The 13,543-nt window shown below is 66.4% G+C and carries 13 protein-coding genes; 8 read left to right on the top strand and 5 right to left on the bottom strand.

The window, feature by feature from the left end; all coding sequences use genetic code 11:
- Positions 1 to 79 precede the first annotated feature (79 nt).
- Positions 80 to 838, top strand: coding sequence for an AraC family transcriptional regulator (locus D0C15_RS03260; RefSeq protein WP_116040824.1), 759 nt, complete (start codon positions 80 to 82; stop codon positions 836 to 838).
- Between the two features lie 39 nt (positions 839 to 877).
- Here the strand turns inward: D0C15_RS03260 and D0C15_RS03255 are convergent, their stop codons facing one another.
- Positions 878 to 1,417, bottom strand: a complete 540-nt coding sequence (locus tag D0C15_RS03255) for a hypothetical protein (protein WP_116040823.1) — start codon at positions 1,415 to 1,417, stop codon at positions 878 to 880.
- A 363-nt stretch (positions 1,418 to 1,780) separates the two neighbouring features.
- Positions 1,781 to 2,287: a DinB family protein gene (locus D0C15_RS03250; protein ID WP_116040822.1), complete on the bottom strand. Its 507-nt coding sequence runs from the start codon at positions 2,285 to 2,287 to the stop codon at positions 1,781 to 1,783.
- Between the two features lie 174 nt (positions 2,288 to 2,461).
- Between D0C15_RS03250 and D0C15_RS03245 the strand changes: the two genes are divergently transcribed.
- Complete coding sequence (locus D0C15_RS03245) at positions 2,462 to 3,622, top strand: type I restriction enzyme HsdR N-terminal domain-containing protein (protein ID WP_116040821.1); 1,161 nt, start codon at positions 2,462 to 2,464, stop codon at positions 3,620 to 3,622.
- A gap of 184 nt (positions 3,623 to 3,806) precedes the next feature.
- Positions 3,807 to 5,075 (top strand): HNH endonuclease signature motif containing protein, encoded by a 1,269-nt coding sequence (locus D0C15_RS03240; protein ID WP_116040820.1) that lies wholly within the window; start codon positions 3,807 to 3,809, stop codon positions 5,073 to 5,075.
- 20 nt (positions 5,076 to 5,095) lie between these two features.
- Here the strand turns inward: D0C15_RS03240 and D0C15_RS03235 are convergent, their stop codons facing one another.
- The 3 genes from D0C15_RS03235 to D0C15_RS03225 form a co-directional block, all read right to left on the bottom strand.
- On the bottom strand, positions 5,096 to 6,673 hold the full coding sequence (locus tag D0C15_RS03235) for an acyl-CoA synthetase (protein WP_116040819.1): 1,578 nt from the start codon (positions 6,671 to 6,673) through the stop codon (positions 5,096 to 5,098).
- An 80-nt stretch (positions 6,674 to 6,753) separates the two neighbouring features.
- Positions 6,754 to 7,875: a DUF5938 domain-containing protein gene (locus D0C15_RS03230; RefSeq protein WP_116040818.1), complete on the bottom strand. Its 1,122-nt coding sequence runs from the start codon at positions 7,873 to 7,875 to the stop codon at positions 6,754 to 6,756.
- Positions 7,876 to 7,911: 36 nt separating this feature from the next.
- Positions 7,912 to 8,715: an SDR family NAD(P)-dependent oxidoreductase gene (locus D0C15_RS03225; RefSeq protein WP_116040817.1), complete on the bottom strand. Its 804-nt coding sequence runs from the start codon at positions 8,713 to 8,715 to the stop codon at positions 7,912 to 7,914.
- Between the two features lie 215 nt (positions 8,716 to 8,930).
- Between D0C15_RS03225 and D0C15_RS03220 the strand changes: the two genes are divergently transcribed.
- From D0C15_RS03220 to D0C15_RS03200, 5 genes are all read left to right on the top strand, one after another.
- Complete coding sequence (locus D0C15_RS03220; protein WP_116040816.1) at positions 8,931 to 9,563, top strand: TetR/AcrR family transcriptional regulator; 633 nt, start codon at positions 8,931 to 8,933, stop codon at positions 9,561 to 9,563.
- 230 nt (positions 9,564 to 9,793) lie between these two features.
- Positions 9,794 to 10,954: a hypothetical protein gene (locus D0C15_RS03215; RefSeq protein ID WP_116040815.1), complete on the top strand. Its 1,161-nt coding sequence runs from the start codon at positions 9,794 to 9,796 to the stop codon at positions 10,952 to 10,954.
- Between the two features lie 169 nt (positions 10,955 to 11,123).
- Positions 11,124 to 11,471, top strand: coding sequence for a YciI family protein (locus D0C15_RS03210; RefSeq protein WP_116040814.1), 348 nt, complete (start codon positions 11,124 to 11,126; stop codon positions 11,469 to 11,471).
- Positions 11,468 to 12,748, top strand: coding sequence for an RNA polymerase sigma factor (locus D0C15_RS03205; RefSeq protein WP_425455357.1), 1,281 nt, complete (start codon positions 11,468 to 11,470; stop codon positions 12,746 to 12,748). The genes D0C15_RS03210 and D0C15_RS03205 overlap by 4 nt, the downstream gene beginning before the upstream one ends.
- Positions 12,745 to 13,542, top strand: a complete 798-nt coding sequence (locus tag D0C15_RS03200; protein ID WP_116040812.1) for a class I SAM-dependent methyltransferase — start codon at positions 12,745 to 12,747, stop codon at positions 13,540 to 13,542. The genes D0C15_RS03205 and D0C15_RS03200 overlap by 4 nt, the downstream gene beginning before the upstream one ends.
- The last annotated feature ends 1 nt before the right edge of the window (position 13,543 follow it).

The raw sequence follows: 13,543 nt of genomic DNA, 5'->3' as shown, positions 1-13,543 counted from the left end.
CCCCTGATCGTCGACGTGGACATGGACGCCCTTCGCCGGCCTGAAAACCGCCCGGTGGTGGCTCGTCGCGATTGCGCTAATGTCGATTATCGTGTCGATAATCCGCCATTCGCCGAGTGCTACGACCGGGATCCGCCCGATGCCGGCGGGCACGGAAGTGGACGCGCACTGGCACGATGAGAACCAGATCGTGTACGCCGGTCGCGGTGTCCTTTCGGTGACCACCAGCGCGGGCAGCTGGGTCGTGCCGGCCTCGCGAGCGATCTGGATACCGGCCCATACCGTCCACGAACATCGCGCCTACGGTGAGACCGATCTGCACCTGGTCGGACTCCCGGTGCGCGACAATCCACTGCGCCTGACCCAGCCCGCGGTCATCAACGTCGACCCGCTGCTGCGCGAACTGGTCATCGCCTACACCACGGATCCCGGCGGCCCCGCCGCCGAACGCCGGAGACTTCGAGCCGTACTGCTCGATCGGCTCCGTCATTCGGCGCTGCAACCGGTTCACGTGCCCGCGGCGAAGGATCCCCGTCTGGTGGCCGTCTGCGCCGTCCTGCGCGAGAATCCGGCGGACGACCGCACCCTGGCACAGCTCGGCTCCGCCAACGGCGTCAGCGACCGCACACTCATCCGGCTCTGCGGGGCCGAACTCGGCATGTCCTTCCCGCAATGGCGCACACAACTACGACTGCACCATGCCCTGCGCCTACTGGCCGAGGACATACCGGTCACCACGGTCGCGCACCAATGTGGCTGGGCATCGGCCAGCGCGTTCATCGACGTCTTCCGCCGAGCCTTCGGCCACACCCCCGGCACCCACCGCACCCACCGCTGACCCCTCCCCCCGCGCACTTTCCCGGGAAAGCGCGCGACATCAGTTTCGTCCCCACCGGGTGCGTCGCCGGGGTTTGAGGACCGAGAGCACGACGCTGGTGGTGTACATGGCCGTTGAGACACAACCGGCGACGACGAGATCGGCGGCTCCGGCGCCGAGGTCGATCAACTCACCCGGTTTCGCACCGCCTACGGTGTCGGCGACCTCGCGAATTCCCGCCAGCAGCGAGAGGGGGATCAGCACCACCGCGATCAGGGTGAGCACGAACTTCACGAGGACCCACCAGTACCGCACCAGTCCCCACCGCGTACCGAACGCGAGCACCAGGCCGGTACCGAACGCGGTGAGGCTCATCGGGATGAGCAACGACTCCCCGAGCATCGCCAGGGCCCCGAAGGCGGCGTGCTGACGGTCCGCGCTGGAGGTGGTCAGCCCGATGACCGAGAAGGTCAGCGTGCCGAGGTTGAGACCCAGCCAGCCCACCGACGAGATGACGTGCAGGATGACCACGGCCTTACGCACCCCTGGCGTGAGCCGGGGCATGCGAGGCGCGTGTGGGGCGGCGATCTGCTGTCGCATGGCGGTGATCCCTCGCGTCGTGGGCGGACAACTCATCCGGCAACGAGTCTTCGCCTCGCCGTCCGGATGGTCGTCCGCCCTGACACGACACCTCGTCTACGCACCGCTCGGTACGCCCGGCAGTCACCCTGCGCCCGGCGCGGTACCTACGCCGGCTTCCTGATCGTCTCGAACAGGCTGGGCCACCCCTGCGTCCCACGGCCCGCGTCGAGCGTGGAGACGTCGACCGGATTACCCGAGCGGCGCGCAAGGCCCTCGGCGACTCCAGGTTCGCGACCGAGTTCGAGCGGGACCTGCTCCCGGACGACGTCCCCATCGCAGGCTGAACGAGTTCACGTTCCGTACCGGGCGCGACGACCTGCTTCAGGCGCCCACGGTGCCGTCGATGCCCTCGCGCAGGAAGTCGGCGTGCCCGTTGTGCCGGGCGTACTCGTGGATGAGGTGCAGCATCACCAGTCGCAGCGAGACATCCTCGCCCCAGTTCGGGAAATGACCGGTCACGTCGAGCGACACCGCCGCCTGCTCGATCCGGCGCGAGTGCTCGACCTCGGCCTGCCAGGCGTCGAAGGCCTCCGAGCGGGTGGCCGCGCTCGCGTCGTACGCCGCCTGGAAATCCCGGTTGTCCGACCAGACGAACGGGATGTCCTCCGCGTTGATCACCCGGCGGAACCAGGTGCGTTCCACCTCGGCCATATGCCGCACCAGGCCGAGCAGGGACAACGTCGACGGTGGCATCGACTGCCTGCGCAGGCACTCGTCGGAGAGTCCGTCGCACTTCATCGCCAGCGTGGCCCGATGGAAGTCGAGATAGGCACGCAGCGTCTCCCGCTCCCCCGCCCGCAACGGCGGGCCGACACGTTCTGTTGTCACGGACGACTCCTTTGAGGTAACGCGATACCGCTACGGGCAGGCCAGGACCGACTCAGGTAACACCTGATCGCACGTGGCCGATCTGACATCGAAGAGCATAGAGAAGCCTACCGGGACGGTCGGTCTCTTTCTGCAGGATGCACAGGCCCAACGCTCGGACAGAAAGGCTTCGACGTGGACATCGCGGAGCGCGCGCAAGCGCTAGCCCTGAAGATTCGGAAGCACAAGGCAACTATTGAAACAGAGGAGGCGACGAAGAATGCCTTTGTCATGCCCTTCATCAGCACCGTACTAGGGTACGACGTTTTCAACCCCGCCGAGGTGATCCCGGAATTCACGGCGGATGTCGGAACAAAAAAGGGAGAGAAAATAGACTACGCCATCGCACACGAAGGACAGGTTCAAGTACTGGTCGAAGTAAAAAAAGTTAATGACCCGCTCCGAATTGAACACGCCTCGCAGTTGTACCGATATTTCTCGGTAACAAATGCAAGGATCGCAGTACTCACCAATGGCGAGATCTATGAGTTCTACACCGACATCGACGCGCCCAACAGAATGGACGCCAAACCCTTTCTCGTCCTGAATTTTTCTGATATTGACGACACGCTTCTGCCGGAATTGGCGAAGCTCACAAAGGAGTCATTTGACCTGGAATCGGTCATTAGTGCCGCAGGGGAACTCAAGTACATCGGCCAATTGAAGAAGATTCTTGGATCTCAATTCAAGCAACCCGAGGACGACTGGGTAAGATTTCTTACTACCCGAGTATACGAGGGATCGTTTACGCAGCGTGTACGTGACCAATTTCTTCCACTCGTAACAATTGCCGCAAGGCAGTTTCTAAACGAACAAGTGAATGATCGATTGAAGAACGCCCTTGGCGGCCCTGACGCGTACGTCAGCGTCTCCAACGACGAGAACCCAAGTGGCGGATCGATCCAACAAGAGTCAGGAACTACGGCGGCAGACGAAGCCACAACGATCGACAGAAGCGATGGCGTCAAAACCACCGAGGAGGAACTCGAAGGATATCGAGTCGTTCGCGCGATCACTTGCAGCGAAACTTCCGCCGCCCGGATCACGTCTCGCGACACAAAGACCTACTTTGGCGTTCTCCTCGACGACAACAACCGGAAGCCAATCGCCCGACTCTGGTTCAACCGCTCACAAAAATACATAGGTGTGTTCGACGAGAACAAGGTCGAAACTCGCATTTCGATCACCGCTATCGAGGATATATACAAGCATGCCGACTACTTGCGAGCCACCGTTTCGCGGTACATGAGCAAGGACATGCCTGCACCTACAACAGTTGACTCGCCCGCTTTGTAGCCCAACCGTCCTTCTCTACCCGACCGTCTATGCCGGTTGAATAGGGCACTTTCCCGGGAAAGTGCGACGGGCGGTGACGCGAGGTGCGCAGTGGAGGCGATCAGAAGTTGCCGCTTATCGAGCCTTGACGACCGCTTGCCTACGAAGCCGCCGGTAGAACGGGTGTTCGAGTAGCGTCGATGGCATGGACGTTGACGAGCAGGTGATTCCCGCGTGGCGGCTCTCCGAGGGGGAGCTGCTCGGTGGTCTGCTCGCGGCCGAGAAAGTGTTGCGTCGGCAGTACGGACGCATCCTGGAGCTGGTGGCCGAGACGGAGAAGCGTGGCGCGGCCACGGCGCAGGGGTATGCCGGCACGGTGTCGTTGTTGATGATGGCACTGCACCTGACTCGCGGAGAGGCCAAAGCGCGTGTTGCGCAGGCGATCACTCCCATGCCGCTGGTGGACGAGGCCCTGCGGGCAGGGGAACTCGGTGTCGCGCAGGTGACGCAGATCCAGAAGGTCCTCGCCCAAGCCCCGGACACCCTCCCCGAAGCCGAGCGGCTCACCACCGAGAACACCCTGGTCGAACTAGCCCGCCAGGCCAACGCCGTCGCCGTGGAGAAACTCGGACAACAGATCCTGGGTCACTGGGATGTCGAGAAGGCTCCACCGAAGGACGGGGAACGCCGGGCGGGGCCGTATCGGGAGTTCCACGGCCGTTACCGCCGCGACGGGCAGTACATGTTCACCGGCCAGCTGGACGCCGAATCCGCCGCCGAGCTCGAAGGCGTGATGCACCCGTTGGCCAAGCCCGACTCTGCCGATACCGACGGCACAAGGGACCCGCGCAGTACCGCGCAGCGGCAGGGAGACGCCCTCGCCGAGATCATCAGCCGCACCGCCCGCGCCGACGACCTGCCCACCACCGGCGGCGAACGCGCCATCGTGACCGTCACCGTGTCGCTCGCGGACCTCGAACAGCGTGCCGAAACCGCGATGCTGAATGCCTCCGGCTACACCAGCATCAGCCAGCTCCGCCGCTGGTGCTGTGAAGCGAAAGTACTGCCCGCGGTCCTCGGCACCCAGGGCGAGGTGCTCGACCTCGGGCGCAGTGCACGCCTAGCCAATGCCGCCCAACGCCGAGCGCTGGCGATCCGCGACCGGGGCTGTGTCCGGCCGGGATGCACACGCGGCCCAAAGTGGTGCCAGGTTCACCACGTCATATCCTGGCTCTACAATGGACCGTCGGATCTGGACAATATGATCCTTGTCTGCGCGAAGCACCACCGCGAACTCCACCACACCGGCTGGACCGTCCGTATCCGCCACGGCACCCCCGAGTTCATCCCACCGGAATGGCTGGATCCCGAGCAACGACCCATCCGCAACACCGCACACCATCCAGCCAGCCGACGCGGTCCAGGCGTACCGAGCCAACGCCACGCAAGCCGCGAACGCATACCGTCGGTTTAGGGCACGGACTCGGCGCCCTGCTACTGGTCTTCATCGTCATGCGGCTGGCGATCCTGCGCAGACACACCTGAGCCGAGAAGCGTTGTCCGCACGTCGTTCTTGAGCACCTTGCCCACTTTCGACCGCGGCAGGTCCGGCCAGAACTCGACCTGCTTGGGAGCCTTGACACCACCGACCCGGTCCCGCACGAAGCGGCGGATCTCGTCGTCGGTCGCGGGCCGGTCCGGATACAGCTGCACGACGGCGGTCACCCGTTCGCCCCACTTGTCGTCGGGCAGCCCGATGACCGCGCAGTCCTGCACGGCCGGATGGGCCAGCAGTGCCTGCTCGACCTCTGCCGAGTACACGTTGAACCCGCCGGTGATGATCATGTCCTTGGCGCGGTCGACGATGAAGAGATAGTTGTCCTCATCGAGGTAACCGATGTCGCCGGTGTGGTGCCAGCCGTATCGCGCCGCGTCCTCGGATGCTTCGGTGTCCTTGTAGTAGCCGGCCATGACCAGTGGGCCCCGTACGACGATCTCGCCACGTTCCCCGGCAGGCAGCAGCCTGCCCTGCTCGTTCATGATCGCGACGGTTACCAGCGGAGTGGGCCGCCCGGCCGACGTGAGCCGCGACCGCGCGAGGGAACCGTCGGCGAGGAAGTGGTCCGCCGGTGCCATGGTGGAAATCATCATCGGCGCCTCGGTCTGGCCGAACAGCTGCGCGAACACCGGCCCGATCCGCTCGATGGCCTCCTCGAGCCTGCTGGCCGACATCGGTGCCGCTCCGTACCAGAAGCACCGCAGGGAACCGAGATCCGCCGAGTCGAGTCCCTCGTGCCCGAGAAGCAGGTAGATCAGCGTCGGGGGCAGGAAGGTGTGCGTGACCCTGTGCCGTTCGATCAGCGTGAGGAAGGTGTCGAGCCGCGGGTTCGGCATGATGACGATCTCACCGCCGAGGGACATGATCGGGAAGCAGAGCACGCCCGCCGCGTGGGTGAGTGGAGCGATCGCCAGGTACACCGGACGGTCCGGGAACGGATAGCTCATCAGGGTCAGCGCGGACATCGTCTCGAGGTTGTGCCCGGAGAGCATCACGCCCTTGGGCTTGCCTGTGGTGCCCCCGGTCCCGACGATCATCGCGATGTCGTCCACCGGCACGCGCTCCCACGGCGTTCCCGGGACACCGTCCAGCCAGTGGCCGAAGGAGGTCGCTCCCGGCACCTGGTCGTCGAGGCAGACGAGGGTTTTCAGTTTCGGCAACCACGGCATGATCTGTGTGACCAGCGCGGCGAACGTTCCTTGGAAGATCAGGCAGGTGCAGTCGAAAAGGTCGAGCAGGTCCCGATTCTCCACCGCCTCGTTGCGTGGATTGACCGGACACCAGACGGCACCCGCACGAGCGATCCCGAAGACACAGGAGAAGGCCGTCGGGTCGTTCCCGGACAGGATCGCGACCTTGTCTCCCTGCCGCACGCCGGACCGCTCCAGCGCTCGGGCGACCTTCCAGGAGAGCTCCTGAACCTCACCGTAGGACAGGGAGTGTCCCTCTGTCGTCAGGCATGGGGCGTCCGCGCCGAGCGAGGCGCCCTTGTCGAGATAGTCGGTCAGACGCACCGGGAGCTCCTCGGCTCGAGTACTGGCGGGAGAATGTGGCACTCGCACAGCATCGCCGCTGTGCGAGTGCCGTCGACAGGTCAGTTGTGGACGGTGAGCACCGGGTCGAGCACCAGTCCGAAGCTCTTCAGCACGCCCAGCAGCTCGCGGTGACCGAATGCCTGGCACGCGGAGGCGAGACCGGCTCGTTTCGGCGCCTGCTGGATCAGCGAATACGCCGCGTGTGCCTGTAGCAGGCCGGTCTGTTTGTAGTTGCTGTTGCCGTGAATCACACAGTGCGCGCGGCCGAGCGGGCCCGAGGCGTGGACGGAGTCCATCGAGGTGTTGATGCGCGGGTTCTCCCGTGGCGGCATACCCGCCTGTACCGAGCCCGCGATGTCGGCGAGCGCCGCTTCCTGCTGCTCCGGTGGCAGGGGCCTGATCTTCTCCTCGAACATCGCCACCGTGTCGATCACGCCCTGCATCACGGCCCGGTCATGAACGCCACCGAGAACCTTGACGTTGGCCACTCGCGGATCATCCTTGAACCACACGGGGTGGCTCGTTCCACCCCACGGCACCGCGACGGCGAGTTCGTGAGCGCCGGGTACGCACAGTTCTCTCGCGGTCGAGGGGTCCCACTTCCGGTACTCGTTCTGCTCGAGATAGAACCAGTCCGCCTTGAGGATGGTGAAGATCGTCTGGGTCGACGCGTAGGTGGGGAACCCCTTCCAGAGCACCGCGATGTCCAATGTGTCCAGACCTGGCGTCTCGAGGCAGATGTTGGCCGCGATCTCACCTGTCGTGTACATCTGCGCGACTCCGGGCGAAAGCAACAGCCCCCGCTCGGCGAACGCCGTGCTCCACCGGTTCTGCGCGTCGAGAACCCAGTCCTGTTCGCCGGTGGTGTCGAGATAGTGACAGCCCGCGTCCAGACTCGCCTGAACCACCTCGGGTCCGTACTTGATGAAGGGGCCCACCATGTTGCTGACCACCTTGGCGCCACTGAACAGTTCGGTCAGCGGCCCGACCGCGTGCTCGACCTCGACCACCTCGTGATCGACCGTCTCGATGCCGGGAATCCTGCTCAGCACATCGTGGATCCGGGCCTTGTCCCTTCCTGCCGCGATGAACGGGACGTTGAGTTCGCGGAGGTACTCACACACGAGCCTGCCGGTGTAACCGGAGGCTCCGTAGACGACAACGGGCTTACTGGTGCTCATTGGGAAGCCTTTCGAGGAGAGTGCCGGAGGTGTGGTTCACATGCCCATTCCGCCGTCGACCGGAAGACCGGCGCCGGTGACGAAACGGGCGGCATCCGAGGCCAGGAAGACGACCGCGTCGGCCATATCGGCGACCTCGCCGAGCCTGCCGAGCGGAGTCAGTCCGATGACGTCTCCGACCGCCGCCTCCGGGCTGGGCCACAGGCCGATGTCCGCCATGTCCTGCGCGAGTCGCATGCCCATGCGCGTGGGCACGAGTCCGGGATAGACACAGTTGACGCGGACGCCGTAGCCGAGCTTGCCGGACTCCGCGGCCGCGACCTTTGTCAGCCGCTCCACCGCCGATTTCGTCGCGGAGTAGCCACTGATCGCCGGAAAGGCGATCGTCGCGGCCACCGAGGAGATGTTGACCACCGCTCCCCCGTTGCCCGCCACACCTTCCGGGCGCATGGCCCGGAACGCGTGCTTGAGTCCCAGCGCCGTACCGAGGACGTTCACCTCGAGCATTCGGCGTACATCGTCCGGATCCAGATCGACGACCAGCCCGGAGATCTCCACACCGGCGTTGTTGACCACGATGTCCAGGCCGCCGAGTTCGCTGACCGTCTGGCTGATCGCCGACTCCCAGGCCGCGTCGTCGACGACGTCCAGCGAAACGAACCTGGCGGTGCCGCCAGCTTCCGTGATCGCGTCCGCCGTCGCCTTGCCGGCTTCGGCCTGCAGATCCGCGATCGCGACGGCGGCTCCCGCATCGGCGAGCGCCTGCGCCATTCCGGCGCCGAGTCCCGACGCTCCTCCGGTCACCAGCGCGGTGCGCCCGGTCAGATCGTGAACGTTCATCGAGCATCTCCTCCTTGAGATGGCTGACCGAGGTGCGCGAATTCGCTGCCGCCGACCCCGTCGCCGATGTGGCGTGGGACATAGCGTGCGCGATATCTTGACAGTCGTCAAGACTTTCTTGGACGACTGTCAAGACTTGCTACCGTAGGGAGGGACTCGGCGGGATAGACTCTCCGGGCGGGCTCGCAGGGTGCGAGCGGAAAGGCCGACGGCAAGTGACCCAGGTAGCCGGCAGGAGCCACGACCGGATCGCACGCAGGCAGGTCGACAAGTTCGCCGACCGGCGTGCGCAGCTGGCCGCGTCCACCCTGCAGACGCTGTCCGACCTCGGCTATGCCAGGACGAGCCTGCGTGAGATCGCGCAGAACTCGGAGTTCTCCCATGGGGTCCTGCACTACTACTTCCGGGACAAGGTCGACCTGATCACGTACTCCGTCCGGCAGTACAAGGCGGAATGCGTCACGCGATACGACGAGATCGTCGAAACGGCGAGTTCCACGGACGAACTTCGCCTCGGCTTCGGCGCGGCGATGGCGGACACGCTGTTACACGAGGGTCCGCTGCACAAGTTGTGGTACGACCTGCGCAACCAGAGCCTGTTCGAGGAGTCGTTTCGCGACGACGTCGTGGAGATCGACCAGAACCTCGAAAGAATGATCTGGAACGTCGTCAGTCGGTACGCCGAACTGGCCGGAACCCCCTGCACGGTGTCCCCCGCGACCGCGTACGCCATCTTCGACGGAGTCTTCCAGCGGGCCCTGTTCAAGCATGTGGCCGGGGATCCGGCAGCTCCCGGCGACCTCAGATCGAACGTGGAACAACTGCTCGAGCGCTTCGTCGCGGCCTGAGGGCCGCGGCCCGTCGCCCTGGCCACACTCCTGCCGTGTCCACCGTCCAGGTGACTACTGGTGATAACTTCGGACGCGAGCATCGCAGCCCACGAGTGTCGTGCGGGCGCGTCTCGGACGGCGATGAACGGGGAGAAGGCAATGCAACGAGCGACAACGACGCTGCCGACGGCGACGACCGGTGCCGGTTTGACGGCCATCCCCGCCGTCCTCCTGGATACCAGCTGCCGGTGACCGTCAGTACGGCCGAACCGACACGGTTACGTGCGGTACTCGGCAGCGACTACACGCGGGCGATCGCGCTCTACCTGCTGGTGCGACTCGTCGGTGTGGCAGTACTCGCAATGGCGGCAGCCTGGCACGACCGAGACCTCCTCGAACGGCTGACCGCGTGGGACGGCCAGTGGTACCTCCAGCTGGCGCAGTACGGCTACGACCGGTTCCCGGAGCCGGTGCTGGATGCGGAAGGGCGGGTGTTCCCCGCCGCGACGCTCGCGTTCTTCCCGCTGTATCCGGCCATCGTCGCGGGCGTAGGCACCCTGCCGGGTGTCGGTCTGGAGTTCGCCGCACTGCTCGTCAGTACCGGGGCCGGAGTGGTCGCCGCCTGCGGGCTCGTCCGCCTTGCGCGGCAGATCGATCCACGGCCGCGGGTAGGACTGCTGTTGGTGGCGCTGTGGGCCGGTGCGCCGTTGGCGATCACCCTGTCCATGGCCTACACCGAGGCGCTGTTCGCGGCCTGTGCTGTGTGGTGCCTGGTGTTCTTGCTCGAACGCCAATGGCTGCCCGCAGGCGGCCTGTGTCTGCTCGCGGGTCTGGTCCGGTCGACCGCCACCGTGCTGATCGTCGCGGTCGTACTGGCAGCGCTCGTCGCCGCGTGGCGTGGACAGGACCGCGGCAGGGCACTGGCGGGAGCCGCACTCGCCCCGCTCGGTCTACTGGGATTCTGGGCCTACGTCGCGCAGCGAACGGCCAGCGTCACCGGCTGGCAGGACATCGAGGCGCGTGGCTGGAACACCCGCTGGGACTGGGGCCGGGAAACCGCGGAATTCGTGACACGCACCCTGGCGACGGGTGAGTCCGTTATGGACGTCGGCTCGGTGCTTGTCCTGTTCGGCGCCGTGGGCTTGGCCGTGGCCGCCGTCCGGCTGCGACTTCCCTGGCCGCTGATCGTCTACGGAGCAGGTGTAGTCCTGCTGGTCGCCGGAACGGCGGGTCTGCCGTTCGCCAAGCCCCGGTTCCTGCTACCCGCGATGTTCGTCCTGCTCATACCGATCGCGCTCGAACTCGCCGGACGCAGACGCTCGACGATGATCGCCGGTGTCGCGGCCGCGATCGCGCTCGGATCCTGGTACAGCGCCTATGCACTGACCGGCTGGAGCTACGCGATCTGAGGGACGGGCACGGTCACCGGCCGGGCGCCTACCGAGGTCACGCCGGAATCGCCGCCACCAGGCCGCGGAAGAAATTCTCGGGCGCATGTCCATTCGGCTGCCTCCCGTTCGTAGTTATGTCGTGCGGCGGACCTGCCGCACAGCGACAATGAGACAACAGGAGCCCACCATGAAGTACATGTTGCTGATCATGGCCGATGACGTCGACGAGAACGGTGGCGCGGCCGGCTGCGGTGTCGAGGACTGGATGGCCTACGACAAGGAAGTGCGGGAGGCAGGGATCCATGTCTCCGGGGAGTCGCTGGCAGATCTGGTCACCGCGACGGCCGTGCGGGTCGGCCAGGACGGCAAGCGGACCGTGACCGACGGGCCGTTCGCCGAGACTCGCGAGGTTCTCGGTGGCTTCTACGTGATCGATGTGCCGGACCTCGACGAGGCGCTCGACTGGGCCGCTCGCTGCCCGGGCGCACGTGGCGGCTCCATCGTCGTCCGGCCGATCGCCGACTTCGGGGCTTGAGCGTGCCGGGCGAGGGGACCGCCGGCGCCGGTGTACCGGCCGCGACACCGGTGGCGTCGGTCGAGGAGGTGTTCCGCGAGGAACGCGGCCGGTTGCTGGCGGCCCTCGTCCGACGCTTCGGCGATCTCGACCTCGCCGAGGAGGTGACGTCGGAGGCGATCGAGGCTGCGCTGTCGCATTGGCCCGTCCACGGCGTACCACCTCAGCCGGGCGCGTGGCTGATGACCACCGCACGGCGCAAAGCCGTCGACCGGCTGCGCCGAGACCAGGTCTACGCCGCGCGCCTGGCCATCCTGCAGGTCGAGGCTGACCGGGAGGGCGCGGTGCCGGCCGCGGATGCGGGCGGCGATCTGCCGGACGAGCGGCTGCAGTTGTTCTTCACCTGCGCCCACCCCGCGCTCGCGGACGAGGACCGCGGAGCACTGACCCTGCGCTACTTGGCCGGGTTGAGCACGCCCGAGGTGGCTCGGGCCTTCCTCGTTCCGCCCGCGACGATGGCCAAGCGGATCACGCGGGCCAAGAGGAAGATCCGCGAGGCCAGGATCCCGTTCCGGGTGCCCGGCGCGGACGAGTTGCCGGAGCGGTTGCCCGGAGTCCTCCAGGTGGTCTACTCGATCTTCAACGAGGGTTACGTGGCCAGCTCAGGTCCGCACCTACAGCGGCTCGACCTGGCCGAGGAGGCCATCCGGCTGGCTCGGATCCTGCGCCGTCTGCTGCCGGCGGAGCGCGGTGTCGCCGGATTGCTCGGGCTGCTGCTGCTCATCCACGCCCGGCGCGACGCCCGCACCGGACCGGATGGTGAGCTGGTCCTGCTCGACGAACAAGACCGCGGCCGCTGGGACCGCCCGATGATCGAGGAGGGTTGTGGCCTGGTGTCCGTCGCGCTGACCGGAGGTCCACCTTGCGAGTACGGAGTGCAGGCCGCCATCGCCGCCCTGCATGACGAGGCCGCGGATCTCGCGACCACCGACTGGCCGCAGATCGTGGCACTCTACGACGTGCTGCTCACACTCGCGCCGTCCCCGGTGGTCGCGCTGAACCGGGCGGCGGCCATCGCTATGCGCGATGGACCGCTGGCTGGCCTCGCGCTGCTCGACGAACTGGCCGACGAACCACTGCTGCGCGGTTACTACCCCTTCGCCGTGGCCCGCGCCGATCTGTTGCACCGGCTCGGCCGGGACGGCGAGGCCGCCTCGGCCTATCGCCAGGCGATCGAACTGGCCGGCACCGAACCTGAACGCGCACTCCTGCGACGAAAGCTGGCGGCCGCGCTGTGACCGGCCACAGCGAGCGGCTCGCGCGACTGGCACAGGGCTGGGACGAAGCGGCCAAGGGCTACGAGGCCTACTACGTCCCACGTTTCGCTCCCTGGGTTGACGCGGCGGTCCGGGCGATCACCGCGCGCCCCCTGCCCGACGGCCCGGTCCTGGTGCCGTGCTGTGGCACGTTGCCCGAGTTGGACGCACTGAGTGAGCACCTACCCGACCGCGAGATCATCGGTATCGACCTGTCCCGAGGTATGGTCCGCCGGGCTCGGGAGCGAGCCACTCGGTACCCGAGGGTGAGTGTCGTCGAGGGCGACGCGTCGACACCGGCGGCCCACGGGTTGGGCAGGAGCGCCGCCGTGGTGTCGGTGTTCGGTCTCCAGCAACTTCCCGAACCCGATATGGCCATCCAGGCGTGGGCGCGGAACCTGCGTCCGACCGGACGGCTGTCCGTGCTCTTCTGGCCCCGGTCCATCGAGGCCGACGGACCGTTCGCGCGCTTGTCGGAGGTCGTCCGGCGCCACGAACCCTCCTCCGGCGACAGCTCCTGGGAGGACCGGCTCGTACCGTCCCTGGCCGCGCTGGGAACCGTGATCGAACGGGACGAGCAGCTGTCCTTCCCGATGTCACACCCGGACGCGGCGACCTTTTTCGACGCCCACACGCGCTCCGGGCCGCTGCGCCCACTGGCCGACCAACGCGGGGACGCGTTCGTCAGCCGGCTGCGCGCGGAGTTCCTCCGCGAGTCTCCGGCCGGCGAATGGCATCACCGGCCATCCGCGCGTCACATCGTCGCCCGCGGATGAC

Source organism: Amycolatopsis palatopharyngis (genome assembly GCF_003385185.1).
Taxonomy (GTDB): domain Bacteria; phylum Actinomycetota; class Actinomycetes; order Mycobacteriales; family Pseudonocardiaceae; genus Amycolatopsis; species Amycolatopsis palatopharyngis.
Note: the sequence above shows the minus strand (reverse complement) of the source record. Positions and strands in the feature narration are given on the sequence as shown.